The organism is Microbacterium ginsengiterrae, assembly GCF_014205075.1.
Classification (GTDB): domain Bacteria; phylum Actinomycetota; class Actinomycetes; order Actinomycetales; family Microbacteriaceae; genus Microbacterium; species Microbacterium ginsengiterrae.
Map to the genome: position 1 here is coordinate 2019213 of NZ_JACHMU010000001.1, position 25496 is coordinate 2044708.

Annotated in this window: 22 protein-coding genes; 14 read left to right on the forward strand and 8 right to left on the reverse strand. The window is 69.1% G+C overall.

The features are described 5' to 3' along the window. The first annotated feature begins 218 nt into the window (after positions 1-218). The 4 genes from HD600_RS09905 to HD600_RS15210 all read left to right on the forward strand — a co-directional run bounded on the left by HD600_RS09905 (position 219) and on the right by HD600_RS15210 (position 8543). Complete coding sequence (locus HD600_RS09905) at positions 219-4847, forward strand: ExeM/NucH family extracellular endonuclease (RefSeq protein ID WP_184283366.1); 4629 nt, start codon at positions 219-221, stop codon at positions 4845-4847. A 117-nt stretch (positions 4848-4964) separates the two neighbouring features. Beyond that, the gene (locus tag HD600_RS09910; protein WP_144795889.1) at positions 4965-5480 is read left to right on the forward strand and encodes a DUF3817 domain-containing protein; all 516 of its coding nucleotides are present in this window, start codon (positions 4965-4967) and stop codon (positions 5478-5480) included. Continuing rightward, the gene (guaA, locus tag HD600_RS09915; RefSeq protein WP_184283368.1) at positions 5477-7054 is read left to right on the forward strand and encodes a glutamine-hydrolyzing GMP synthase; all 1578 of its coding nucleotides are present in this window, start codon (positions 5477-5479) and stop codon (positions 7052-7054) included. Before HD600_RS09910 ends, guaA begins: the two co-directional genes overlap by 4 nt. Positions 7055-7163: 109 nt before the next feature. Beyond that, positions 7164-8543 (forward strand): glycosyltransferase, encoded by a 1380-nt coding sequence (locus HD600_RS15210; protein ID WP_184283370.1) that lies wholly within the window; start codon positions 7164-7166, stop codon positions 8541-8543. 144 nt (positions 8544-8687) lie between these two features. Here the strand turns inward: HD600_RS15210 and HD600_RS09925 are convergent, their stop codons facing one another. Both HD600_RS09925 and HD600_RS09930 read right to left on the reverse strand, forming a co-directional pair. Beyond that, positions 8688-8954, reverse strand: a complete 267-nt coding sequence (locus HD600_RS09925; RefSeq protein ID WP_144795886.1) for a GlsB/YeaQ/YmgE family stress response membrane protein — start codon at positions 8952-8954, stop codon at positions 8688-8690. Between the two features lie 140 nt (positions 8955-9094). Beyond that, positions 9095-10006: a Bax inhibitor-1/YccA family protein gene (locus HD600_RS09930; protein WP_144795885.1), complete on the reverse strand. Its 912-nt coding sequence runs from the start codon at positions 10004-10006 to the stop codon at positions 9095-9097. An 87-nt stretch (positions 10007-10093) separates the two neighbouring features. Here HD600_RS09930 and HD600_RS09935 point away from each other — a divergent pair, with 87 nt between their 5' ends. The 4 genes from HD600_RS09935 (at position 10094) to HD600_RS09950 (ending at position 14130) form a co-directional block, all read left to right on the forward strand. Further along, complete coding sequence (locus HD600_RS09935; protein WP_184283372.1) at positions 10094-11080, forward strand: glycerophosphodiester phosphodiesterase family protein; 987 nt, start codon at positions 10094-10096, stop codon at positions 11078-11080. Positions 11081-11100: 20 nt separating this feature from the next. Continuing rightward, positions 11101-12033: an ABC transporter ATP-binding protein gene (locus HD600_RS09940; protein WP_184283374.1), complete on the forward strand. Its 933-nt coding sequence runs from the start codon at positions 11101-11103 to the stop codon at positions 12031-12033. After that, positions 12030-13055 carry an ABC transporter permease gene (locus HD600_RS09945; RefSeq protein WP_184283376.1) on the forward strand — a complete coding sequence of 342 codons (1026 nt, stop codon included), beginning with the start codon at positions 12030-12032 and terminating at the stop codon, positions 13053-13055. The genes HD600_RS09940 and HD600_RS09945 overlap by 4 nt, the downstream gene beginning before the upstream one ends. A 103-nt stretch (positions 13056-13158) precedes the next feature. Then, entirely contained in the window at positions 13159-14130 is a 972-nt protein-coding gene (locus tag HD600_RS09950; protein ID WP_184283378.1) for a hypothetical protein, read from the forward strand. Positions 14131-14133: 3 nt separating this feature from the next. Here the strand turns inward: HD600_RS09950 and HD600_RS09955 are convergent, their stop codons facing one another. Both HD600_RS09955 and HD600_RS09960 read right to left on the reverse strand, forming a co-directional pair. Then, the gene (locus HD600_RS09955; protein ID WP_184283380.1) at positions 14134-14529 is read right to left on the reverse strand and encodes a YccF domain-containing protein; all 396 of its coding nucleotides are present in this window, start codon (positions 14527-14529) and stop codon (positions 14134-14136) included. A 1-nt stretch (position 14530) separates the two neighbouring features. After that, positions 14531-14923: a pyridoxamine 5'-phosphate oxidase family protein gene (locus tag HD600_RS09960; RefSeq protein ID WP_184283382.1), complete on the reverse strand. Its 393-nt coding sequence runs from the start codon at positions 14921-14923 to the stop codon at positions 14531-14533. A 62-nt stretch (positions 14924-14985) separates the two neighbouring features. Between HD600_RS09960 and HD600_RS09965 the strand changes: the two genes are divergently transcribed. From HD600_RS09965 to ligD, 3 genes are all read left to right on the forward strand, one after another. Continuing rightward, positions 14986-17430 carry an ATP-dependent helicase gene (locus HD600_RS09965; RefSeq protein ID WP_184283384.1) on the forward strand — a complete coding sequence of 815 codons (2445 nt, stop codon included), beginning with the start codon at positions 14986-14988 and terminating at the stop codon, positions 17428-17430. 81 nt (positions 17431-17511) lie between these two features. Beyond that, positions 17512-18621, forward strand: coding sequence for an SseB family protein (locus tag HD600_RS09970; protein ID WP_184283386.1), 1110 nt, complete (start codon positions 17512-17514; stop codon positions 18619-18621). 38 nt (positions 18622-18659) lie between these two features. Continuing rightward, the gene (gene ligD / locus HD600_RS09975) at positions 18660-19718 is read left to right on the forward strand and encodes a non-homologous end-joining DNA ligase (protein WP_184283388.1); all 1059 of its coding nucleotides are present in this window, start codon (positions 18660-18662) and stop codon (positions 19716-19718) included. 9 nt (positions 19719-19727) lie between these two features. Here ligD and HD600_RS09980 read toward each other — a convergent pair whose 3' ends face one another. After that, on the reverse strand, positions 19728-20771 hold the full coding sequence (locus HD600_RS09980; RefSeq protein ID WP_184283390.1) for an ATP-dependent DNA ligase: 1044 nt from the start codon (positions 20769-20771) through the stop codon (positions 19728-19730). A 41-nt stretch (positions 20772-20812) separates the two neighbouring features. Then, entirely contained in the window at positions 20813-22264 is a 1452-nt protein-coding gene (locus HD600_RS09985) for a phytoene desaturase family protein (RefSeq protein ID WP_144795874.1), read from the reverse strand. A 46-nt stretch (positions 22265-22310) separates the two neighbouring features. Here HD600_RS09985 and HD600_RS09990 point away from each other — a divergent pair, with 46 nt between their 5' ends. Beyond that, the gene (locus tag HD600_RS09990; protein ID WP_184283392.1) at positions 22311-22793 is read left to right on the forward strand and encodes a hypothetical protein; all 483 of its coding nucleotides are present in this window, start codon (positions 22311-22313) and stop codon (positions 22791-22793) included. 12 nt (positions 22794-22805) lie between these two features. Here HD600_RS09990 and HD600_RS09995 read toward each other — a convergent pair whose 3' ends face one another. Next, complete coding sequence (locus HD600_RS09995) at positions 22806-23597, reverse strand: TetR/AcrR family transcriptional regulator (RefSeq protein ID WP_184283394.1); 792 nt, start codon at positions 23595-23597, stop codon at positions 22806-22808. Between the two features lie 88 nt (positions 23598-23685). Between HD600_RS09995 and HD600_RS10000 the strand changes: the two genes are divergently transcribed. Beyond that, entirely contained in the window at positions 23686-24084 is a 399-nt protein-coding gene (locus HD600_RS10000) for a VOC family protein (protein ID WP_184283396.1), read from the forward strand. 26 nt (positions 24085-24110) lie between these two features. Then, positions 24111-24752: a CatB-related O-acetyltransferase gene (locus HD600_RS15065; RefSeq protein WP_184283398.1), complete on the forward strand. Its 642-nt coding sequence runs from the start codon at positions 24111-24113 to the stop codon at positions 24750-24752. Between the two features lies 1 nt (position 24753). Here the strand turns inward: HD600_RS15065 and HD600_RS10010 are convergent, their stop codons facing one another. After that, positions 24754-25416 carry a TetR/AcrR family transcriptional regulator gene (locus HD600_RS10010; RefSeq protein WP_184283400.1) on the reverse strand — a complete coding sequence of 221 codons (663 nt, stop codon included), beginning with the start codon at positions 25414-25416 and terminating at the stop codon, positions 24754-24756. Between the last annotated feature and the right edge of the window lie 80 nt (positions 25417-25496).

The window sequence follows — 25496 nt, forward strand, 5'->3', positions numbered from 1 at the left end:
CGCCAGCATCGGACGACGTCTCTCCGAGGAAGGTCGTAGGCCGCCGTCCCCCGGGTGAACTTCCGGTTAGCGATGTACGAACTCGCTCGGGAATGTCTCAGGGCGCTCATAAGCTCGCTCCGGGTGACCGCAGCATCCGACGAGGTATGACTGCAGGCGCCGCCTCGCGTGCCCGACCCCGGCGCGCGGGAATCCCCGACGTCGAGGAGACCAACCGCATGATGTCCACTTCCGACGGTGCCGCGCTGAGCGCGGGAGCGTCATCCGTTCGCAGGCGGGTGCGCATCGGCGCCCTCGCCCTCACCACCGCGTGCGCGATGGGCTTCGGCACGCTCGTCGTGTCGCCGGCCTTCGCCGCCCCTGACGGCTCCGGTGTCGTCATCAACGAGGCCTACCTCTCCGGAGGCAGTGCCGGCGCGGCCTTCAAGAACAAGTTCGTCGAGCTGTACAACCCCACAGACGCCGACATCGAGCTGGACGGCCTCTCGTTGCAGTACCGGTCGGCCACCGGCACCGGCAACTTCACCGGAGTCGTCGCCCTGAGCGGCACGATCCCCGCCGGTGGATACTTCCTCGTGCAGGGCGGCAGCAACGGAGCTGCCGGCGCGACGCTGCCCGAGGCGGACGCGAGCGGAAACCTCAATCCGAGTGGGACGACGGGAACGCTCGCGCTCGTGCAGGGCACCTCCGCGGTGAACCTCACCCCCGGCTCCGTCGCCGGCGCCGACGGTGTCGTCGACGTCCTCGGCTACGGCAGCTCGAACACCTTCGAAGGGGCGGTGGCGTCGGCGCCGGCGAACAACCAGGACGTCCGGTCGCTCCAGCGCACCGACGGGGTGGACACCGACGACAACTCCGTCGACTTCAGCCTTTCGACCAGCATCACCCCGCAGGGCTCCGGCGCGGAAGAGCCCGGCGACCCCGGTGACCCCGGTGACCCGGAGGAGCCGACGATCGCCACGATCGCCGAGGTGCAGGGCACCGAGGACGTCGCGGCGATGAACGGCCGCACGGTCACCGTGGAGGGTGTGATCACCGCGGACCACCGCACCGGCGGTTACGCGGGCATCGTCATCCAGACCGAGGGCTCCGGCGGTGCAGAGGACGCGACCCCCGGCGCCTCCGACGGCATCTTCATCCACCTCGACGGCAAGACCGTCCCCGGCGAGATCGGCGATCTCGTCTCCGTCACCGGAGTCGTCTCCGAGTACTTCGGTCAGACCCAGATCGCTCCCGCATCCGCGGACGGCGTCGCGCTCGTCACGGCGGGCGTCGGTGTCCCCGACGTCACGCCCCTGCCCGACTCGGTCGTCGGAGCGGATCGTGAGGCGTACGAGAACATGCTCGTCGCGCCGTCCGGCACGTACCGGGTGGCATCCAGCCACCAGCTCTACAACTACGGGACGCTGTGGCTGAACCCGGGGGAGCTCAACGTCAAGAGCACCGAGACCACGCGCCCCGGCGACGACGCCGCACAGATCGCTGCGGCGAACCGCGCCGCGCGCATCCTGCTCGACGACGGATACAACATCCAGACCAGCAACAGTGCGCACCCCGGCGAGCAACCGTACTTCACGGCGGACACCGTGGTACGCAACGGCGACATCGTCGACTTCGCCGAGGCGGGCTACGTGCTCCAGTACGGCTTCGACGACTGGCGCCTGCAGCCGGTCACGCCGATCGATGACGCGACCCCCGCGGCCGAGAAGGCGACCTTCACGGTCGACGACCCGCGTCCCGAGTCGGCGCCCGAGGTGGGCGGCGACGTGCAGGTCGCGGCCTTCAACGTCTTCAACTACTTCACGACGATGAGCGATGACGACTCCACCGCCCGCGGCGCGAAGAACGAGGAGTTCTTCGAGGTGCAGCGGTCGAAGATCGTCAGCGCCATCAGCGGCCTCGATGCCGAGGTCGTCGCCCTGATGGAGATCGAGAACTCGATCCACTTCGGAGACGGCACCCCCGACGTCGCCCTCGCCGACCTCGTCGACGGTCTCAACGACGCGGCGGGCTCGGAGGTCTGGGACTTCGTCCCCATGCCCGAGGAACTGCTCTCCACGGACACCGACGTCATCACCAGCGCCATCATCTACCGGAGCGATGCGGTCACCCCCGTCGGCGACAGCATGGCCAAGATCGACGAGTCGGTGTGGGGCAACGCGCGTGAGCCGATCGCGCAGGCGTTCGACATGGACGGGCGGACGGTCTCCGTCGTCGCCAACCACTTCAAGTCGAAGTCCGGCACCGGCACGGAGCCGGCCGACGGGCAGGGGCACTTCAACGCCGACCGCACCGCTCAGGCGCAGTCGCTGCTGGAGTTCACCGGAGAGATCGAGGAGGCCAGCGGCAGCGACGACATCCTGCTGCTCGGCGACTTCAACGCCTACGGCCAGGAGGACCCGATCCACGTGTTCGCGGAAGCGGGGTGGACCGATCTCGTCCCGACGCTCGCGCCGGGGCAGTACACGTACTCGTTCGACGGGGAGCTGGGCTCGCTCGACCACGCGATCGCCTCGCCCGGTCTGACGGACTCGGTCACCGGGACCGGCGTGTGGACGATCAACTCGCCGGAGTGGAGCGACCGCGGCTACGCGTTCGCGGCCGCTGAGCCGGGCACGCCGTTCCGCTCGAGCGATCACGACCCGATCATCGTCGGCATCTCCAGCGATGTCCCGCCGGTCGACATCGACATCGTGACGATCAACGACTTCCACGGTCGCATCGAGGCGGACGGCGCCGCGGCAGGCGCAGCCGTCCTCGCCGGCGCAGTGCAGTCGGTGCGGGATGCGAACCCGAACACCGTGTTCGCGGCGGCGGGTGACCTCATCGGCGCGTCGACCTTCACGTCGTTCATCGACAGCGACAACCCGACGATCGACGCACTCAACGCCGCCGGCCTCGAGGTGAGCGCGGCGGGCAACCACGAGTTCGACCAGGGTTGGGAGGATCTCGAGGGCCGCGTACAGGATCGCGCGGACTGGGAGTACATCTCCTCCAACGTCTTCCTCACCGAGACCGGCGAGCCGGCACTCGCCCCGGCATGGGTGAAGGAGATGGACGGCGTGCGCGTCGGATTCATCGGTGCCGTCACCGAAGAGCTCGACTCGCTCGTCTCTCCGGAGGGGATCGCCGATCTCGAGGTGCGCAGCATCGTCGACTCCGTCAACGCGGTGGCCGACGACCTCACCGACGGTGACGCGGCCAACGGTGAGGCGGACGTCCTCATCCTGCTCGTCCATGAGGGCGCGGCGTCGACGGATGTCACCAGCATCACCCCTGATTCGCCGCTCGGCGAGATCGTCGACGGCGTCGACGAGCGGGTGAGCGCGATCGTCTCGGCGCACACCCACCTCGCGTACAACCACGTCATCGACGGTCGACCCGTCGTGTCGGCGGGGCAGTACGGCGAGAACTTCGGCCTGATGAACCTGCAGGTCGACCCCGCGACGAAGGAACTGCTCTCGATCACCAACGAGATCAAGCCCCTCACCGCTGACGGCGTGGCCCTGTACGAGCCCGTCGGAGCCGTCCAGGAGATCGTCGACGCCGCGAAGGCTCAGGCCGACATCCTCGGCGCGGAGCCCGTCGGCGACATCACCGGCGACTTCACGAGGGCACGACAGAGCGACGGCTCGGAGAACCGTGGCGGGGAGTCGACCATCGGCAACTTCGTCGCCGACGTCCAGAAGTGGGCGACGGGTGCCGACATCGCACTGATGAACCCCGGCGGGATCCGTGCGAACCTCACGTACGCCTCCTCCGGAGCGTCCGATCCCGACGGGAACGTGACCTTCCGCGAGGCCGCCACGGTGCAGCCGTTCGCCAACACTCTGGTGACGCTGAACCTCACCGGCGCACAGCTGAAGGACGTGCTGGAGGAGCAGTGGCAGCCCGAGGGTGCCAGTCGCCCCTTCCTGAAGCTCGGCGTGTCGGAGGGCCTGCAGTACACCTACGACCCGTCCGGTGCGGTGGGCGAGCGGATCACCTCGATCACGCTCGACGGCACGCCGATCGACCAGGAGGCGACGTACGTCATCGCCGCGAACTCGTTCCTCGCCGCGGGTGGAGACAACTTCTTCACTCTCGCCGAGGGCATGGACAAGGCCGACACGGGCAAGATCGACCTGCAGTCCATGGTCGACTGGTTCGACGCCAACGGGACGGCGACGCCTGACCTCGCGCAGCGCGCGGTCGGTGTGACGCTCAGCGCCCCGGACGGCGACGGGTACAGCGCGGGCGACGAGGTCACCATCGACCTCTCCTCGCTCGCCTTCAGCGGCGCAGACCCAGCACCCGGCGAGGTGACCGTGTCGCTCGGCGACGTCGTCCTGGCCAGCGGCCCCGTCGACCCGACCATCGTCGACACCACCGACGAGGCCGGGCGCGCGAGCCTGACGTTCACGGTTCCGGATGGCGTCTCCGGCGAGCAGCAGCTCACCGTGGCCGTCGCGGACTCCGGCACGAGCGTCCAGGTGCCGATCACGTTCGCCGAGCAGGGCGGCGGCGAGTTCGCCGGCGTCATCGACGTGCAGGGCAACACCGTCAGCGCGGGCAAGAAGCTCAGCCTCTCCGGCACCGCGTTCGACGCCGGGGAGACCCTCACCGTCACGCTCGAGTCGAAGAAGGGCGCCACCATCGAGCTCGGCACGGTCGTGGTCGACGCGGACGGCACCTTCTCGGCCTCCCTCACGGTTCCGAAGAACACCGATGCCGGCCGCTACACGGTCATCGTCGCCCAGGCCGACGGTGACCAAGCGACCGACATGGTCACCGTCAACCGCGGAGCGGGCGGGGTCGTCAAGGTGATCATCGACTGGCTGTGGGATCTCATCACCGGCTGGTTCTGAGCCGCATGACACGGAGGCCGTCGGGACATCCCGGCGGCCTCCGTCGTGCTGACGGTCCCCGGCCGGGGTGTGATCGCCGCGGCGGGCCCGTCCCTGCGCGCGGGTAGACTTGAGAGCATGCCCGAACCGAAAGCCGCCTCGTTTCCGAAGATCCGCGGTGCGCTGAAGTTCTACCAGATCGCCTCGATCATCACCGGCGTCATGTTGCTCCTGCTGCTGACCGAGATGATCCTGAAGTACAGCCCCAGCCACATCGAACTGTTCGCCGGAGGATCGGGCGGGCCTCTCTGGTTCGCCGGCGTCCTCGTCGGGGACGGATGCGAGTGGTACTCGCTGTTCTTCCCCGGTGGCATGGGGTGCGAACTCACCTCGCTGGGGGACGGCACGAACATCTCGTTGCTGATCCTCGTCGGACACGGGTGGTTCTACGTCCTGTACCTGTTCGCGATCTTCCGGCTGTGGAGCCTGATGCGCTGGCGCTTCGGCCGGTTCATCCTGCTCGCCCTCGGCGGCGTCATCCCCGCGCTGTCGTTCTTCATGGAGGTGCGGGTCTCCCGCGAGGTCACGGCGTACCTCGCATCCCGTGAGGCCGCGATGGCCGCAGACACATCGATTCAGGAGGCAGCGCGATGAGCGCAGACACCGCCCAGCGCCCCGTTCTCGTCGTCGACTTCGGCGCCCAGTACGCGCAGCTGATCGCCCGCCGCGTCCGTGAGGCCGGCGTCTACAGCGAAATCGTCCCGCACACGGCGACGGCCGAAGAGATCTCGGCGAAGAACCCCGTCGCGCTCATCCTCTCCGGCGGACCGTCCTCGGTCTACGAAGAGGGCGCCCCGTCCCTGGACGGCGGCATCTTCGACCTCGAGGTCCCCACCCTCGGCATCTGCTACGGATTCCAGGTGATGGCGCGCGCGCTCGGCGGCGAGGTCGCCAACACGGGGCTGCGCGAGTACGGCGCGACCGACGCGGTGATCGCGAACGACGGCGGCGTCCTCCTCGGCGGGCAGCCGAGCACGCAGAACGTGTGGATGAGCCACGGCGACCAGGTCTCCCGGGCCCCCGAGGGCTTCGAGGTACTGGCCTCCACTCCCGACACCCCGGTGGCCGCATTCGGCAGTGACGACAAGGGCTTCTACGGTGTGCAGTGGCACCCCGAGGTGAAGCACTCCGACCACGGACAGACCGTCCTGGAGAACTTCCTGCACAAGGCCGCCGGGCTCGCGTCCGACTGGAACAGCGGAAACGTCATCGAGGAGCAGGTGGCCCGTATCCGCGAGCAGGTCGGATCCGCCCGTGTGATCTCCGCACTCTCCGGCGGCGTCGACTCCGCCGTCTCCACGGCTCTCGTGCACAAGGCCATCGGCGACCAGCTCACCGCGGTGTTCGTCGATCACGGTCTGCTGCGCAAGGGTGAGCGCGAGCAGGTCGAGAAGGATTACGTCGCCTCCACCGGTGTGCGACTCATCACCGTGGATGCCGCAGACACCTTCCTCGGCCACCTCAAGGGCGTCAGCGACCCGGAGCAGAAGCGCAAGATCATCGGTCGCGAGTTCATCCGCGCCTTCGAGAAGGTCCAGCGCGACCTCGTCGAAGAGGCCAAGGCCGAAGGTGAGCCGATCAAGTTCCTCGTGCAGGGCACCCTCTACCCTGACGTCGTCGAGTCCGGCGGCGGAACCGGCACCGCGAACATCAAGTCGCACCACAACGTCGGCGGGCTCCCCGAGGATCTCGACTTCGAACTCATCGAGCCGCTGCGCACCCTGTTCAAGGACGAGGTGCGGGCGATCGGTCGCGAACTGGGTCTCCCGGAGGCCATCGTCGGACGCCAGCCGTTTCCGGGGCCCGGCCTCGGAATCCGCATCGTGGGCGAGGTCACCGCTGACCGTCTCGAGATCCTGCGTGAGGCCGACGCCATCGCCCGCGAGGAGCTGACCAAGGCCGGCCTCGACAGTGAGATCTGGCAGTGCCCCGTCGTCCTCCTCGCCGACGTCCGCTCGGTGGGCGTGCAGGGTGACGGCCGCACCTACGGACACCCCATCGTGCTGCGCCCCGTCTCCAGCGAGGACGCCATGACGGCGGACTGGACCCGGTTGCCCTACGACGTGCTGTCGAAGATCTCCAACCGGATCACCAACAGCGTCCGCGACGTCAACCGCGTCGTCCTCGACGTGACCTCCAAGCCCCCGGGGACCATCGAGTGGGAGTGACCCATCGGGCTCCGCTCGGCACAGAGCGGAGCCTGCCCCGCGACCGCGCACGCGGACGCGGGAAGGCGGAGCGAGCCCTCCGCCGGTGAGGGGAAGAGGGGAGCGATCCGTGACCGGTGCGCATGATGATGCCGTCCTTCCGGACGCCGCCTACCTCGTCCTCTCCAGCCGTCTCATCCCCGATCTCGACGGCGGCTACACGATCGCGACGCTTGCGCGCGCTCGCGCGCTGGCCGCGGCCGGCGCTGCGCCACAGCTGCTGACGTTCGACCCGGGAGGCCCCGCGGCGCACGCCGGGCACCGCGAGACCTTCGCCCGACGCGGGGCGATCGCCGAGCCCGCCGTCCTGCGGAACCTCTTCGACGAGGCCGTCGCCCCCGGCGGTGGCGCGGCATCATGGCTGCGCGCAGCGGCATCCGTCTCGATGGACACGCCGCATGACGGCCGCGAGTACCGGGTCCTCCGCGACGCCGAGGAGCGGCCGTTCGCCGCACTGCCCGTCCTCCCCGGCGACCCGGACTGGCATCTCACCGACGAGCCGGTGCTCGTGTACGACGAGACGGCGCGCGTCGTGGGGGGCGTGGCCGGATTCCGCGGGCTCTACCTCGCCTGGCTGGCCCACGTCGCGGCAGCGGTGGGCGATCGTCCGATCGTCATCATCTGCGAGTCGCGACAGATCGGCGAGCTCATCGCCGACTGGTCCGATGAGCGGGTCCGCATCATCCACACGATCCACACCATGCATCTCGAGGCGCCGTACACGCAGGATGCCGACCTGAACGCGCTCTGGACGCGATGGTTCACGGTCGCGGATCGCTTCGACGCCGTCGCCTGGCCGACCGCGTCACAGCGCGACGACGTCGTGTCGCGGTTCGGTGACGGGGCGCTGCACGTCGTCGTCCCCAACGTCGTCCCCGCGCCGGGGGAGCGGACACTCGCACGGGAACCCGGCCTCGTCGTCGTCCTCGGACGCCTGGCGCCCGGCAAACGCGTCGACCACGCCGTCCGTGCGTTCGTCCGCGCGGATGTGCCGGGGACCCGGATGGAGATCTGGGGCGGAGGAGCGGAGCGCGAGCGCCTGCAGACACTCATCGATTCCCTCGGCGCCGGATCGCGCATCATGCTCGCCGGACACACGGACGCCCCGGACCGGGTGCTGCAACGGGCCTCGCTCGTCGTCACGGCCACCGCGTTCGAGGGGCAGGGGATGTCGATCCTCGAGGCGCTCCAGCACGGTGTGCCCGTCGTCGCATACGACGTCCGATACGGCCCGTCCGACCTGCTCGGCTCCGGCGGCGGCATCCTCGTCCCTGACGCGGACGAGAGCGGGATGGCCGACGCGATCCGACGCATCCTCACCGACGACGGCCTGCGCGCGCGGCTGTCGTCCGAGGCCCCCGTCGAGGCATCCGCCTGGGATGAGGAGCACGCGCTGTCCGCCCTCGCCGACGCGGTCCGCCGTGTCCTCGCCGCGTCGCCGCGGCGCTGACCCCGGCATCCATCTCGCAGAACTGCACGAATCTCGCAGGAAATCCGCGAATTCCTGCGTCAAGGATGCTGTTCTGCGCGAAGCGTGCGCACACGAAGGGGCCCGCCCCTGACGGAGCGGGCCCCTTCGGCGAGGGCGGCGGTGTCAGTCGCGCGCCTTGCGGCCGACGATCAGCCCGTAGATCAGCAGCACGATGAGCGAACCACCGATCGCGAGAGCCCAGGTGCCGAGGTCGAAGAACTCCTCGAGCCCTCGCCCGAACAGCAGGCCGCCGATCCAGCCGCCCAGGAGAGCGCCGACGACACCGAGCAGCAGCGTGACGAACCAGCCGCCGCCCTGCTTGCCCGGCAGGATCAGTTTCGCGATCGCGCCGGCGATGAGACCGAGAAGAAGAAATCCGAGGAATCCCATGATGTGCTCCTTTGCGTCGTTGGTGACGATGCAGTCATGATCCACCCGTGCGGAGAAAACCGGCAACCCGTTGACGGTGAGTCGGGGATACGGCAAAAGGCCCCACCTCCGAGGAGATGGGGCCTTTCGCGCGAGTGATGTCAGTTGCTGCGCGCGATCGCGATGATGCGCAGGATCTCGACGTACAGCCAGACGACCGTCACCATGATGCCGAAACCGCCGACCCAGCCGTACACGCGCGGTGCGCCGTTGCGGACGCCCTGCTGGATCTGGTCGAAGTCGAGCACCAGCGAGTACGCGGCCATGAAGACGACGAGGACACCGATGATGATGCCGAGCGGAATGCCCATGACCTCGACGCTGCGAAGGCCGAACGCGTTCTGGTTGATTCCGGTCCACATCAGGACGAGGTTCAGCAGCGAGAAGACCAGGTAGCCGATCATGGCGATCATGAAGACCTTGGTCATCTTCTTCGAGGCGCGGATCTTGCCGCTGGCGAAGAGGGCGAGGGTCACACCGACCACGGCGAGGGTCGCGAGCGTCGCCTGCAGGACGATCCCGGGGTAGAGGACCTCGAAGAACGCCGAGATTCCACCGACGAACAGACCCTCGAGCGCGGCGTACCCGAAGATGAGCGCGGGGCGCACCTTCTTGCGCGACGTGAAGGTGATGACCATCGCGAGGACGAAACCACCCAGCGCGCCGACGATCATCGGCAGCAGCGAGACGCCGCCGCGCGGGTCGAAGTTCGTGCCGCCGAGGGTCCACACCCAGCCGACGGCCGCGGTGACGACGAGGATGGCGAACAGTCCCGCGGTCTTCCAGACGGTGTCCTCGACACTCATCCGGTCGGTCTCGATGGCGCCGGCGGGAGGCGCGGCGTACATGCCCTCGAGCCGGGCATTGGTCGCGGCATCCACGGCGCCGTGCTGGAAGGACGCCGCCTGCGCGCCCTGAACACCGGGCTGCGGTCCGGGGGCGCCGGGGTAGGTCGCGACATTGCGCGGATCCTGCTTCTGGAACGCCGGGTTGTTGAAGGCGAAATTGCTCATGGTGGGCCTCACTCCGAGAGGTTTGAAGGTCGCTTTCCTCCACGATACCGGCGGAACTCTATGCATGGGGTGTTCTACCCTGAAACCATGCCCAGGAAGCCGCCGCTCGTCATCGGGCATCGGGGCGCGCCGGGCTATCGCCCCGAGCACAGCAGGTCCTCCTACGAACTCGCCTTCGCGATGGGCGTGGATGCTGTGGAGCCGGACGTCGTCGCCACCAGGGACGGCGTCCTCGTCATCCGACACGAGAACGAGATCTCCGGCACGACCGATGTGGCGGAGCATCCGGAGTTCGCGGACCGCAGGACGACCAAGCGGATCGACGGGCATCCCCTCACAGGGTGGTTCACCGAGGACTTCACCTGGGACGAGCTCGCCACGCTGCGCACGAGGGAGCGCCTCCCGCAGGTGCGCGCATCCAGCGCCTCGTTCGACGGCGCGCAGCCCATCCTGCGGCTGATCGATCTCCTCGATCTCGTCCGCGCCGGCTCCATCGAGCACGGCCGCGAGATCGGCGTCGTGCTCGAGGTGAAGCACGCCACGTACTTCGCGAGCGTCGGCCTCGATCTCGCCCGTCTCATCGTGCGCGATCTCCGAGCGACGGGATGGGCGGACGGCGAATCGCCCCTGATCATCGAGTCGTTCGAGAAGACCGTGCTCGGGCAGCTGCGAGCACAGGGGATCGCCGCCTCGTACATCTACCTGATCGAGGCGTCCGGCCGGCCGTTCGATCAGGTCACAGCCCTCGGACGGCACGCCGCCACGTACAAGGCCACCGTCCTGCCACGAGGGCTGGACGCCCTGGCCGGCGAGGTCGACGGGATCAGCGTCGACAAGCGGATGCTGCTGGTGCCGGGGAACACGATCGTCGAGGACGCGCATGCGCGAGGACTGCGCGTGTTCACGTGGACGGCGCGACCCGAGAACGCGTTCCTCGCCGCGGAGTTCCGTGGCAGGGGCGGCCGGCAGGAGTTCGGCGACTACGAATCGGAGTGGACCGTGATCGCCCGCAGCGGCGTCGACGGCGTCTTCGTGGATCACCCCGATCTGGGCGTGTCGTTCTTCCGCGGGTGATGCACTGACAGACTGTCCGCATGAACGGAATCGTCGTGGACGGCGTCAGCAGATCGTTCGGCGCGGTCCGCGCCGTCGCAGACGTCACCTTCCGGGCGGAGCAGGGGAGCGTGACGGGTCTGGTCGGCCCCAACGGCGCGGGGAAGACGACGCTGCTGCTCATGCTCGCCTCGCTCCTCGCCCCCGACACCGGGACGATCCGTCTCGACGGCATCGATCCGATGGACGACCCGCGCGGTGCTCGCCGACTGCTCGGGTGGATGCCGGATGCCCTCGGCGCCTGGCCCTCCCTCACCGCGCGCGAGACGATCGCCACCACGGCCAGGCTGTACGACATCGACAAGGCCGCTGCGAAGGCGAGAGCCGATGAGCTTTTGGCCCTCGTCGGGCTCAGCGAGTTCACCGACACCCAGGCCAAGGTCCTCTCGCGCGGGCAGAAGCAGAAGCTCGGCCTCGCCCGAGCGCTCGTACACGACCCGAGGGTGCTGCTGCTCGACGAGCCGGCGTCGGGGCTGGACCCTGAGGCCCGAGTGCAGTTGCGCGGCCTGCTCCGGCGCCTCGCCGCCGATGGACGGACGGTACTGATCTCCAGCCACGTGCTCTCCGAGCTCGAAGAGGTCGTCGACGACACGGTGTTCCTCGTGGCCGGGGCCGTCGTTGACGCGGCTCCGGCGCAGGACGCGGCGCGTGCGTGGCGGATCCGGCTGGTCGGCGCGGACGGCGAGCAGCCGTCGGCGGTCGCGGACCGGATCGCCGTCGCACTCGGCGTCGCCCCTGGCACGGTCGGGGTCGACCGCGCCGCGGCGATCGCCCGCTTCGATTCCGAGTGGGATGCCGCGGCCGGCCTTCGACGGATGATCGAGGCGGGGCTGGATGTCGGCGAGTTCGCGCCGGCGCAGAGCGCACTGGAGCATGCCTTCCTCCACCTCCCGCGGACGGAGCCCGACGCATGAGCATCGCCCACATCGGCACGATCGCCCGTCTCGAACTGACGCAGCGCCTTCGGAGTGTCGGCTGGTTCGTCCTCCTGGGAGTGTTCGCCGTGCTCCTGCTCGGGATCACAGGACTGTCGTTCAGCGTCTATTCGTTCGCGGACCAGGCCGGAGCCGGTGTCTACTCGCTGGTGGTCAACGTCGTGCTGCTGCTCGTCGTCCTCGTCTCACCGACCCTCAGCGGCAACGCGATCAACGGCGACAGGGACGCGGCCACTCTCGCGGCGGTGCAGGTGACGGCGGCATCCACCGGCGACATCATGGTCGGCAAGCTCGTCGCCGCCGTCGCCACCGGCGGCGCCTTCCTGCTCGTGGCCGTCCCGTTCCTCGCCCTCTCTCTTCTGGGCGGAGGGGTGCGACCGGGCACGTTCGCGGTGTCGCTGGTGGTCCTCGCCGCCGAGATCATCGTGGTCGCCGCCATCGGAGTCGGGCTGAGCGGGCTGGTCGCCAGGCCGCTGTTCTCCGTCGCGGCGACCTACCTCGTCGTCGCAGCGCTGACGATCGGCACGCTGATCGGGTTCGGCCTCGGGGGAGCGGCGCTGCGCACCGAGACGACGCACAGCTATCGCCCGTATGACAGCCAGGGCGAGGTGATCTGCGAGCGGTGGGAGACCTACACCGAGCTGACGCCGCGGTTCGATCGGGTGTGGTGGATCCTCGCGGCCAACCCGTTCGTCGTGCTGGCCGACGCCACTCCGACCGTGTACGACGCCGACGGCTGGCCGGTGGATCTGTTCGGTCAGATCAAGTACGGCCTGCGCAGCGCGCAGATGCCGCCGGAGGACTATTCGTGGGATGAGTGCGCCCCCTACGCGGGGCAGGACGATTCCCAGACCGGTCGCGAGGTCATCGAGAGCACCGTGCCGAGCTGGTTCGTCGGGCTCGGCATCCAGATCGTGATCGCCGGTGGCCTGTTCGCCGGGGCGTGGGCGCGGACGAGGACCCCTGCCCGCATGCTTCCGCCCGGCACGCGCATCGCCTGACGGCGGGGCGCCGCCGCTTCGCGGCGACGCGGGATGGATCGTGTCGGTTCTCGGGGGCCGTGACCGGCAAAATCCATACCCGCCGGCGGGCTAGAGTCCTGGTATGGGTGCCAGGATGCAGTTGCGTGCGCGAGGGACGGTCGCTCTCATCGTCGCCGCGCTGCTGATCATCGTCGGGGTCGGTGTCTCACTGCTCGTCTCGGACGTCGTCGACACGGCGTCGGTCGGTGTCGGCGCACCGGAGGATGACGGCGCCGACGATCTCACGATGGCATGGTGCGCTCGTGTCCTGCTCGTCCTGGCCGTCGCATGGCTCGTGATCGGGATGCTGGCCGCACGGACCCGTCTCGTCCGCCGTCCGGGCGCGGCCGCCGCGCGAGCGAGCTGGGTGAGCGCCACGCGCCCGTGGCGCGCGGTGGAGTCGATGCTCGGGATGCTCCCCGCCGATCGGCTGCTGCTCGTCTCCGTGCCCGCTGCGCTGCTCGTCGCCACTCGTGCGGTGCAGACCTCGCTGACCGACTGGGCGCACCTCGTCGTGATCCTCGTGGCGTGGCTCGCGTTCCTCGCCGTGACGATCCTCATCGCCCGTCGACGGTCGCCGTGGGCGCTCATCGCCACGGTCGGCGGCGTCATCGTGCTGCGCTGCGTCGTGACACTCGCCGCACTCGCCGTGGCGGGGCCCGTCGGCGTGCGGGCAGCGCTGTGGAACGAGCCCTTCCTGCGCTCCGCGTACATCACGATCGCCTTCACGTTGTTCGTCTGGCTGTTCGTGGCGACGGCGTGGGCGCTGTCGCTGCGGTGGGGACGCCGCAGGTCCTGGGGCATCGTGCTCCTCGGCGCCGGTGCGGGCCTCACCCTCTCCGCCGCGGTCGCGGCTCTCGCGGGCGTCGGTGCCGCCACCGGGCCCGCAGGCGCGGCATCCGCCCTGTTCCCCTGGGCGCTCGGCCCCGCGCTCGATGCGGCCGGCTACGTCGACGGCACGGCATCCTCTGCCCTCGTCGCGCTGCTCAGCGGCGTCGGGGTCTGCGTCCTCGGTGCGTTACTGGCGCTACCGCCGCGGAACGCAGTCGACTGAGCGTCACTTCGTGTCGAAGGGGCCTCTACGGGTCCGCACGATGTCCTTGCCGAGCGGCATGAGCGAGATCGGCACCATCTTGAAGTCGGCGATGGCCATCGGGATGCCGATGATCGTCAGGCACAGGGCGATGCCGGAGACGATGTGCCCCAGGGCCAGCCACCAGCCGGCGAGGACCACCCACACGACGTTGCCGAGGAACGCCCCCACGCCGCTGGTCGGCTTCTCGACGATCTGGCGACCGAACGGCCAGAGCGCGTACCCGGCGGTGCGGAACGAGGCGATCGCCCAGGGGATGGTGATGATCGGGATGCACAGCAGGACGCCGGCGAGGACGTAGCCGAGGAACAGCACCCACCCCGCGAAGACGACCCAGATGATGTTGAGGATGGTGCGCATGTCAGGGCCTCTCGCGTCGCACACGCCGTCCGGCGATGGTCTCGATCCGCACGCTCAGCATCGACTCGCGCTCGCCGCCCGCCCATGCCGAGACGTGCCGGGCGGACGCTGCAGAGCGCTCATCGGTCGGCGACAGGCGGCCCTGGATCAGGACGCTCCATCCTCCGCCGCCGAGGTCATCGTGGTAGTCGATCTCGAACGCGACGGCGGGTTCCTCGTCGCTCAGGCGATGCAGGACGCCGTCCGATGAGGTGCGCAGCACGATGGCGTCGCCGGATACGGCGTAGTTCACGGGAAAGATGTGGACGCGGTCGTCCGCGACGAACCCGATCCTCCCCACCGTCGTCGTCGCCAACAGCTCACGGCACTCCCGCTCGGGCAGTTCGGTGATCATCTCGTCCTCCTCGATCCGGATCGTATCCGGGCGTCTGCGGCCCAGCCTAGACTCGTAGGGTCATGACCGAAGCCCCTCTCATCGTTCCGTCCACCGCCGGTCCGTCCGGCCCGCAGGACCAGGACGACCTCCTCGCAGGCCTCAACCCCCAGCAGCTCGCCGCCGTGACCTATCGCGGACCGGCGCTGCTCATCGTCGCCGGTGCGGGGTCGGGGAAGACGAGCGTCCTCACCCGCCGGATCGCGTCGTTGCTGCGCAGCCGTGAGGCGTGGCCGAGTCAGATCCTCGCGATCACTTTCACCAACAAGGCGGCCGGTGAGATGCGCGAGCGCGTCGGGCAGCTCGTCGGCGAGGCTGCCCGCGGCATGTGGATCTCGACCTTCCACTCCGCGTGCGTGCGGATCCTGCGTCGCGAGGCCGAGCACTTCGGGTTCACGAAGTCGTTCACGATCTACGACTCCGGCGACTCCCGCGCCCTCATCAAGCGCCTCGTCAAGGAGCACGAGGCCGACGCGTACGGGCTCACGCCGGCATCTGTGCAGGGCCGGATCTCGAAGCTGAAGAACGAACTGCAGGACTCCGAGTCCTATGCGCGCGATGCGAACATGAGCGACCCGGCCGAGCGGGTCTTCGTCGAGATCTTCGCCGACTACCAGCGGCGCCTGCGCAAGGCGAACGCGTTCGACTTCGACGATCTCATCGGGCAGACCGTCTACCTGTTCCGCGCGTTCCCGAAGGTCGCCGACACCTACCGGCGGCGCTTCCGGCACATCCTCGTCGACGAGTATCAGGACACCAACCACGCGCAGTACGCGCTCATCCACGAGCTCACCCGTCCCGTCTCCGCCGACGCTCCCGACCCGTATGCCTCGAACGGCATGATGATCTTCGAGCCGGAGACGACCCCTGAGCTGGCCGGTGCATCGCTCACCGTGGTGGGCGACTCCGACCAGTCCATCTACGCGTTCCGCGGCGCCGACATCCGCAACATCAGCGAGTTCGAGCGTGATTTCCCCGGTGCGAAGGTAGTGCTGCTCGAGCAGAACTACCGGTCGACGCAGAACATCCTCTCGGCGGCGAACGCCGTCATCGGGCACAACTTCGACCGCAAGGACAAGAAGCTCTGGAGCGATCGAGGCGACGGCGACAAGATCGTCGGCTTCACCGGCTACTCGCAGCACGATGAGGCCCAGTTCGTCGCCGACGAGGTCGAGGCGCTGCACAGGGCGGGGATGCCGTACTCCGAGATGGCGGTCTTCTACCGCACGAACTCGCAGTCGCGTGCGCTGGAGGAGATCTTCATCCGCTCGGCGGTGCCGTACAAGATCATGGGCGGGACGAAGTTCTACGAGCGCGCCGAGATCAAGGACGCCCTGGCGTACCTCATCTCCGTCGCGAACCCGGCCGACGAGATGTCGGTGCGCCGCATCCTCAACAAGCCGCGCCGCGGCATCGGCGACGTGACCGAGACGGCGATCGCCCGGTTCGCCGACGATCAGGGCATCAGCTTCCGCGACGCGCTCTCCATGCCGTCGCAGCTCGGCGTCGGCCCCAAGATCCAGGCCGCCATCGGTCAGCTCGACGCCGTCCTCACGGAGGCGACGGCACTGATGCTGCCGGCCTCCGGCGAGGTGCCGCCGCCCACGGTCGTCGCCGACGGCCTCAGCCTGCTGCTGGCCAAGAGCGGGTACCTCGACGCCCTGCGCGCCAGCCGTGATCCGCAGGACGAGGCACGTGTCGAGAACCTCGACGAGTTCGTCGCGGTCGCCCGCGACTTCGCGCGCAACAACCCCGAGGGCACGATCGCCGACTTCCTCACCGAGGTCGCGCTGGTGTCGGACGCCGACGATCTGGACGACGAGTCCGGCTCGGTGTCGATGATGACCATGCACACCGCGAAGGGCCTGGAGTTCGACGCGGTGTTCGTCACCGGTGTCGAGGAGGACCTCATCCCGCACCGCATCTCCGCGGGCGAGCCGGGCGGTCCTCAGGAGGAGCGCCGGCTCTTCTACGTCGGCATCACGCGTGCGCGCAAGCGCCTCCACCTGTCGCTCGCGATGACTCGCGCGCAGTTCGGTGAGGTCTCCGTGGCGATGCCCAGCCGCTTCCTGCAGGAGATCCCCGCCGAGCTCGTCGACTGGAGGCAGTCGCCGGGGGATGTGAACTCCCGCGGCGGAACGCAGTCGCGTGCGCTCAACGCGCGTCGCGGCGGCGGCTTCGGCGGCAGCGGGGGAGACCGGTTCGGCGTGAAGCCGCTCGCGCCGCGCGATCGCATCACACCGCTGTCGACCGCCATGGACAAGTTCCCGAACAAGGTCACCGGCAAGGTGCGCGACAACGGCGATCTCGAGCTGGCGGCGGGGGACCGCATTCGGCACGACGACTTCGGTGAGGGACGAGTGGACGCCGTGACGGGCGAGGGTGCCAAGCGCATCGCCCACGTGCGCTTCGACGCCGCAGGACTGAAGAAGCTCCTCATCAAGATCGCGCCGATCGAGAAGCTCTGACCGCGGGCGGTCCCGAACCTCTGACGGCGGGCGACCCCTGCGGTGGCGTCCGGCCCGTTCGCGCGGGCTAGGCTGAGCCATATGGCATTGTTCTCCCGCCGCAAGAAGACCGACGAGACCCCTGACGAGACGCAGACGCCGCCCGCGGATGCGCCGGATCAGGCCACCGCCGAGGACGCCGCACCGGCCGAAGCGGTCCCTCAGATCGGCATCTCCGTGCAGGCCTTCCGCGGCGTCGGCGCAGAGGCCGGCCCCGAGGTCTCGCTTCCCGACCCGAATGCGGCCCCCGCCCCTGCGCGCGCGACAGCGCCGAAGGCGGCGTCTGCTCCCCGTCCGCAGACCGCGCAGAAGCGCGTGCTGCCCCTCGCGCCCGCGCTGCCCCCTGCACCGACGGAGTCGGTCCCCGGCATGAAGGACAACACACTCCTGCGGGCGGCGCTCGCGGAGATCGAACAGGGTGCGACGAACGAGCAGCTCATCGGCGTGCTCCGTCAGATGATGCAGAACCATCTCTACCTGCGTGTGCACGGCGACGCGCGTGCGCAGCTGGCAGAGGGGAAGCCGCTGTCCATCGCCGTCGTCCGCGACGGAGAACGCAGCTACATGCTCGCATTCAGCTCTGCCGAGGCAGTGCGCGAGTCCGTGCAGCGCGAGTCCGAACCGTCGGCGACCTCCGCGATCGCCCAGCCCGTCACGGCCGTCCTCCAGCAGCTCATCGCGGGCGACTTCGCCGGCCTCATCCTCGACAACGCCTCCGGCGTCCACCGGGCGGTGTTCCCCGTCGAGGTGCTGACGAAGGCCCTGGAGCAGGCGGATCCGAACATGACGATCAAGACACTGCTGGCCGCCCCCCGCGAGGAGGACACCATGCAGCTCGTCGGCGACGCTCTCGCGAAGACGAAGATGTGGGTCGCCGTCAACGACGGCAGCGGGAACGGTCAGGTCGGCATCGCCGAAGCGCAGACCGCCGACGGGCGCCGCTTCCTGCAGCTGTTCTCGCACCCGCTGGAGATCGTCGCGCTGGGACGCGGCGACAAGCCGCTGCCGTTCGAGCCGGACCAGCTGGCGAAGGTGCTCGCCGGGCATGACACCCTCGCGGGCGTCATCGTGGACTCGGCCGGACCGTCGATCGTCGTCGAGCGAGCGGCGCTCGGTGCGGTGATGGTGCGCGCGGTCGACGTCAGCGACTGACCCTACCGTCCGAGAGCCCCCGCCCATAGGGTCGGAGCATGGCCTCCGAACGCGTGACCCTGTCCGTCTCCGATCCTGGCGGGACGCAGGACGTCGACCTGTCGAGCCCGAACAAGGTCATCTGGCCCGAGGCGGGGATCACGAAAGCCGAACTCGCGGAGTACGTGCAGACGGTCTCGGAGCCGTTCCTCGGCGCGAACGGGGGCCGACCTGTCTCACTGGAGCGGTTCCGCAACGGCGTCACCGACGGATCCGAGAGCTTCTTCTCCAAGAACCCGCCGAAGGGGACGCCGGAGTTCGTCGATGCCGTGACGGTGACGTACAACAGCGGTCGGCAGCATCCGCAGATCGTCCTGAACCGCCCCAGTGCGATCGTCTGGGCCGTGCAGATGAACACGATCGTGTTCCATCCGTGGGCATCGCTCGCCTCCGACACCGACAATCCGATCGAGCTGCGCATCGACCTCGACCCGCAGCCGGGCACGGACTTCGCGGATGCCGTCACGGCGGCTCACGGGCTCCGCGAGGTGCTGCGCGACGCCGAGCTCGAGCCGTTCATCAAGACCAGCGGCAACCGCGGGCTGCATGTGTTCTGCCCGATCGAACCGACGCATGAGTTCCTCGATGTCCGTCACGCCGTCATCGCCGCGGGGCGGGAGCTCGAGCGGCGGATGCCGACGCAGGTGACGACGAACTGGTGGAAGGAGGAGCGGGGCGAGCGCATCTTCGTCGACTTCAATCAGGCCAACCGCGACCGGACGATGGCCGGTGCCTACAGCCCGCGCGCGCTGCCCGGCGCGACGGTCTCGACACCGGTCGCGTGGGACGAGCTCGACGACGTCGATCCTCGCAGCTTCACCGTGCGCACCGTCCCGCAGCGGGTCGCGGACTCTGGCGACCCGTGGGCGGACATGCAGGCGCATCCCGGCCGCATCGACACGCTCTTGTCGTGGTGGGAGCGCGATGTGGAGAACGGGCTGGGCGAACTGCCCTTCCCGCCCGAGTTCCCGAAGATGCCCGGTGAACCGCCGAGGGTGCAGCCGAGCAAGCGCGTCGCCGAGAACTGGGATGCCGACGGCAATCGCGTCGAGGACTGATCGACCGCCTCACTCCAGGACGTCGGCGAGGTCGTAGCCCGCGACGGTGTCCAGCTGGTCGTAGGTGCACGAGCGGGCGTCGCGGTCGGGCCGCCAGCGTTCGAACTGCACGGTGTGGCGGAACCGAGCGCCCTCGAGCTGGTCGTAGCGCACCTCGAGGACGCGCTCGGGACGGAGCCGCACGAACGAGACGTCCTTCGCCCCGGAGAAGCGGCTGCGCTCACCGCCGCCGGTCACCACGTCACCTGCGTCGTCCCGCTCCACCAGCGGTGCGAGTTCGTCGACGAGCTCCTGTCGGCGTCGGTCGCTCCACGCCGCCACCCCGCCGACCTGTCGCAGCGTGCCGTCGGTGTCGTACAGGCCGACGAGGAGGGAACCGACCCCCGAACCCGATTTGTGGATGCGGTAACCGAGGGCGACCACGTCCGCGGTACGGGCATGCTTGATCTTCACCAGTGTGCGCTTGCCCGGTGCGTACGGCTGGTCGAGCGGCTTGGCCACCACTCCGTCGAGGCCGGCGCCCTCGAACTCCTCGAGCCACCGCACGGCCGTGCCGCGGTCGGTCGTCGTGCGGGTGAGATGGAGCGGGTGTGACGCGTCGGCGAGGAGCTCCTCGAGCTGTGCGCGACGCCGGTGGAACGGCTGGTCGATCAGGCTCTCCTCGCCGAGAGCGAGCAGGTCGAACGCGATGAACATCGCCGGCGTCTGCTCCGAAAGCATCTCGACGCGGGATGCCGCGGGGTGGATGCGCTGGCTCAGCGCCTCCCAGTCCAGCCGCTGGGCACCGGGGCGACCGGTGGCGACGACGATCTCTCCGTCGAGCAGGCACGGCTCGGGGAGGATCCGGGGCAGCGCCGCGACGAGTTCGGGGAAGTACCGCGTGAGCGGCTTCGCGCCGCGCGAGCCGATCTCGACCGTGTCGCCGTCCCACGCGATGAGTCCGCGGAACCCGTCCCACTTCGGCTCGAACGAGAGCCCGCCGGAGGTCTTCGCAGGGTCGGGAACAGCGGCTGCCGCCTTCGCGAGCATGGGCGCGGGGATGTCGTAGCGCATGCGTCCATCCTCGCGCCGCACCGGCGGCAGCGGAAGGGCGGCTATCGGAAGAGCTCCTGCAGGCCGGCGGGCGTGCCGGCATCCCCGAGCACCGTTCGTGCGGCGTGCCAGCCCGCCATGCCGTTCACGCCGGGCCCCGGCGGGGTCGACGCCGATGCGAGGTAGACGCCTCGCATCGGGGTGCGCCACGGATGCGTCGAGAGCACGGGGCGCCGCAGGGCCTGTCCGATCGTGAACGCCCCGCCGAGGATGTCGCCGCCGATGTTCGACGGGTTGAACGCCACGCGCGCGGTCGCGGGTGTGACGGTGCGGGCGATGATGCGGTCGCGGAAACCGGGCGCGAAGCGTTCGATCTGCCGCGTGATGAGTTCCGTGGGGTCCAGATCGGAGTGGGCCGGCACATGGATGTACGTCCAGAGCACCGCCTTGCCCTCCGGGGCGCGGGTGTCGTCGAGGACCGACGGCTGCACGGCGAGCACATACGGGCGGTCGGCCACATGTCCCTGAGCCACGGCGTTCTCGCTGGCCCAGACCTCCGCCTGCGTTCCGCCGACGTGCACGGTGGGGGACTGGGCGACCAGCGGATGCGACCAGGGGACAGGGCCGTCGAGGGCGAAGTCGACCTTGGCCGCGCCGGGTCCGTACCGGTAGTCCGAGATCGCTCTGGCGTATCGCGCGGGGATGTCGGGGTGCGTGAGGGCGAGTCTGGGGGAGGAGTTCAGCAGCAGCACATCACCGCGACGCGGGTCGCCCCAGTCGAACGTCGCAAGATCCGTGACGTGCACGCCGGTCTCGACCGTGCCGCCGTTCGCCTCGAGGTCGGCGACCATGGCATCGGTGATCCGCTGAGCGCCCCCGCGCGGATACATCCATCCGCCAGCGTGGCCCTGGGCGGCCAGCAGCAACCCGGCTGCGGCGCCGGCGAGCGAGGGGAGCGGCGTGTTCGCATGGGCGAGAACGCCGGACAGGAGTCCCGCGGCCTCCTCCGTGCGGAAGGAGCGGCGCGCGAGGCCGGACCCCTGATCCAGCATCCGCAGGGCGTAGCGCACGGCGGTGACCGGATCGCGGGGGATGCGCAGCATCTGATTGCCGGTGAAGTCGACGGTCCCCTCGATGTGCCGGCTCAACGGCCTCAGGCGGGACACCCAGGCGCGACCGTCCGCGCCGAGGCCCTCGGCGGTGCGGTCGATGTCGCGCCAGGCGATGCCGGCGCGACCGTCGTCGAGCGGGTGGGCGTAGGAGATCTCCGGGCGGATCCACTCGATCCGTTCCGCGAGGCCGAACGCCTGGAAGAACGGCGACGCCAGGGCGGCGGGATGTGCCGAGGACCCGACGTCGTACCGGAAGCCGGGCACATCGGCGTCGATCGTGCTGGCACCGCCGCCGATGACGTCGGCCGCCTCCACCACACGCACCCGGTAACCCGCACGGGCGAGTGTCACCGCCGCGGCCAGGCCGTTCGGCCCGCTGCCGATGATGGTCGCTCGCGTCATGCGCTCAGTCTTTCAGACCCCTCGGGGACGTGCGATCCTGGAGGGGATGAAAGAAATCCAGGGCCCGACGCCCGCCGGCACTTCCCGTCCATACCGAAACCTCGCCGAGGCGCTGCGTGCGCACCGGATCGACCCGGCGAACCACGAGTTCATCGGCGCGATCGTCGACGCCGTCGGCGTCAGCTCACTGATCGACCGCGGGCGCTACATCGAGGCGATCCGACGCGGAGAGGGCGCCCCGCTGCACATCGGGAAGACGTACACGAACGGGTTCACCGCTGATGAGCGGATCGTCATCGGCGCCGCGCCGCTGCGCCTCCAGCCCAGCGAGGGTCGCGAGCCCTACTTCTACGTGACGCATCCGAGCGAGTTCCGGCCCGTCACTCCGGCGAAGAAGGCGCCGCGCGCCCGCACGGCCCCTGCCGCACCGGTCGCACCCAAGGCGACGCCGGTGTCCGAGCGCGACTACGGCGTCTGCGACGCGTGCTTCATGGTGCGCAACGCCGCCGGCCGCTGCAACTGCGACTGACCGCGTCGGCGCTCACGTGTGAGGCGTCCCGGCCTCCGCAGGTCGCTCGATGATCGCAGCGAGCCCGTCGAGCACTCTCTCCAGGCCGAAGGACCAGGCGCGCTCGTCACTCCATGCCGATTGCTGCGCCTCGCCGACCGCTGCGCCGATCCGTACGGCGCGCGGATAGACCTCGGCGTCGAACGCTTGCGCAAGGATCGGCTGGTTCGCCGCCCACCAATCAGCGTCGCTCATCGCGGAATCCGTGGTGGCCCGGCGCGCATCATGAGCGGCACGGCAGTGGGCCTGCACGAACCCGAGCAGGAAGGTCAGCGCGGCGTCGACGTCGCGGTCGGCGAGTCCGGTCCCGTCGAACGCGGACAGCTCATGCTCGTACTTCGCCATCAGGCCCGGACCGAGGGGTGGTCGGCTGAGGGCGGCGATCTCGGTGACCCAGGCGTGCTCGGAGAGAAGTCCACGATTCGCCTCCGCCACTGCGGTGAGACGATCGCGCCAGGATCCTGATTGCCACCGAGGCCGGTCCATGCGCGCGTACAGCGCATCGAGCATGAGGTCGATCAATTCCGGCTTTCCCGGGACGTAGGTGTACACGGACATCGCAGATATCCCGACACGCTCGGCGACCGCGCGCACGGTGACGGCGCCAAGGCCGCTCTCATCGGCCAGCGCCACCGCACCGTTGACGATCTGGGCCACCGTGGCCGACCTGGCGGGGCCCTTCCTGCGCGTCGGACGGGGAGGCAGTCCCCACAGCAGGCCGAGCGTGGTACTGGGTTCCCCCGAACCGGTGCGGTGATCCGTCATGGTGACATCCTTGCACATTTACTCCGTACGTTGTACATTGTAACCCGTACAGTGTACAACGTACGGAAATCAATCGCCGAGGAGACGCATGCACATCACCGAATCCGCCATCTCGCTCAATGTCACCGACGTCGAAGCCTCTGCGAACTGGGTGCAGACGCACCTGGGGTTCTCCGTCGCCATGCAGGCTGACGGGTTCTGTTCGCTCAGCCACCCCGACGCCGGGTTCCACCTCATCTACCTGCGCACCGGGCTTCCCACGTTCAAGCCGGCATCCGCGGCGGGACGTGCCGATGGCCTGCTCGTGGTGTTCACGGTGTCCGACATCGATGCCGACTATGCCCGTCTGCAGAGTGAGGGCGTTCAGATCATCACGCCGATCGAGACGGAACCGTGGGGGGAGCGCTACTTCCAGATGGCAGACCCGAACGGCATCGTCTACCAGCTCGTGCAGTGGGTGACCCCCACGCCGCAGGAGCAGTCCTGAGCCCGGATCGAGTTCGAAGGATCGCCATGCAGTCATTACCTGATCCCGACCAGCCCACACCGACCTCTCGGGCGGACCTGACGAACGTGATCTTCCTGAAGAACGCGATCGAATCGCCGCTCATCGACGTCGGAGACTTCACGTACTACGACGATGAGGGGTTCCGTCCTCCGTTCGAGCAGGCGAATGTCAAGTATCTCTACGGGCCTCAGCGACTCGTTCTGGGGCGATTCACCGCGATCGCACCCGGTGCGACGTTCCTCATGCCGGGCGGGAACCATCCGATGATCGGTCCGTCGACGTACCCGTTCACGATGTTCGGCGGCGCGTGGCAGGAAGCGACCCTCGAGGCGTTCCTGGCCATCGAACAGCCGGGGGACACCGTCGTCGGCAACGACGTGTGGATCGGGCGCGATGCGACCGTCCTGCCCGGTGTGACGATCGGCGACGGCGCGATCATCGGGGCGCACAGCGTGGTCACGAAGGATGTGCACCCATACGAGGTGGTCGCGGGCAATCCTGCGAGGCACGTTCGCATGCGCTTCGACGCCCGCGACGTCGAGCGGCTGCTCGCCGTGCGCTGGTGGGACTGGCCCGTCGAGAAGATCACCGAGTACGCCGCGGTCATCATGGCCGGCTCCCCGCAGGAGTTGGAGCGCCTGAGCTGATTCAGGACAGTTCGGCCTGAACCCGGCGCGACATCTCGGCGACGGGCATCGCGCGGGGGAACACCGCCACCACGAGGTCGTCCTCCCTGGCTCCCGCGGAGTCGGGAAGGACGCCGTAGCGGCGACGCACGTCGTCGAGGGCCTTCTGCAGGACCGCAGGCGCGACCGGCTTCGTCCCGCGCAGCAGTTGCCGCAGAACGTGGTTGTGCACGGCGGTGACGCCGGCGGCGAACCCCACCGCATCCAGAGGGTCGATGCCGGGGAGCGCACGGCGCAGGTAGTCGTCGAACAGCCGCTCGTACCGGAAGACGGTGACGATCTCGCGTTCCCGGAGAGCGGGAACCTCCCGCACGACCTGATAGCGGAGGCGGGCGAGTTCCGGGTCGTTCGCGAAATGTGCGAAGACGAGTTGGGACGCACGGCAGACCGCTTCCCACGGGTCGGGGTGGGAGCCGGCGAGGAACTCGCGCAGTTCCCCGAGGAGCACCTCGTGATCAGGGAAGACGACGTCCTCCTTGCCGCCGAACTGGCGGAAGAACGTCGAGCGCGAGACGCCAGCGGCCTTCGCGATCTGCTCCACCGAGGTCTGGTCGAATCCCTGCGACCGGAACAGGTCGAGAGCGGCGGCGACGACACCGCCCGGCATCTGCGCGGACTCCTGCATAGCGAGAAGCCTAGTGCGCGGTCAAGCCTGACCGTCCCCGGCGGAGCGGTTCAGGCAGGAGTAGTAAGCTTTGTTCCTGG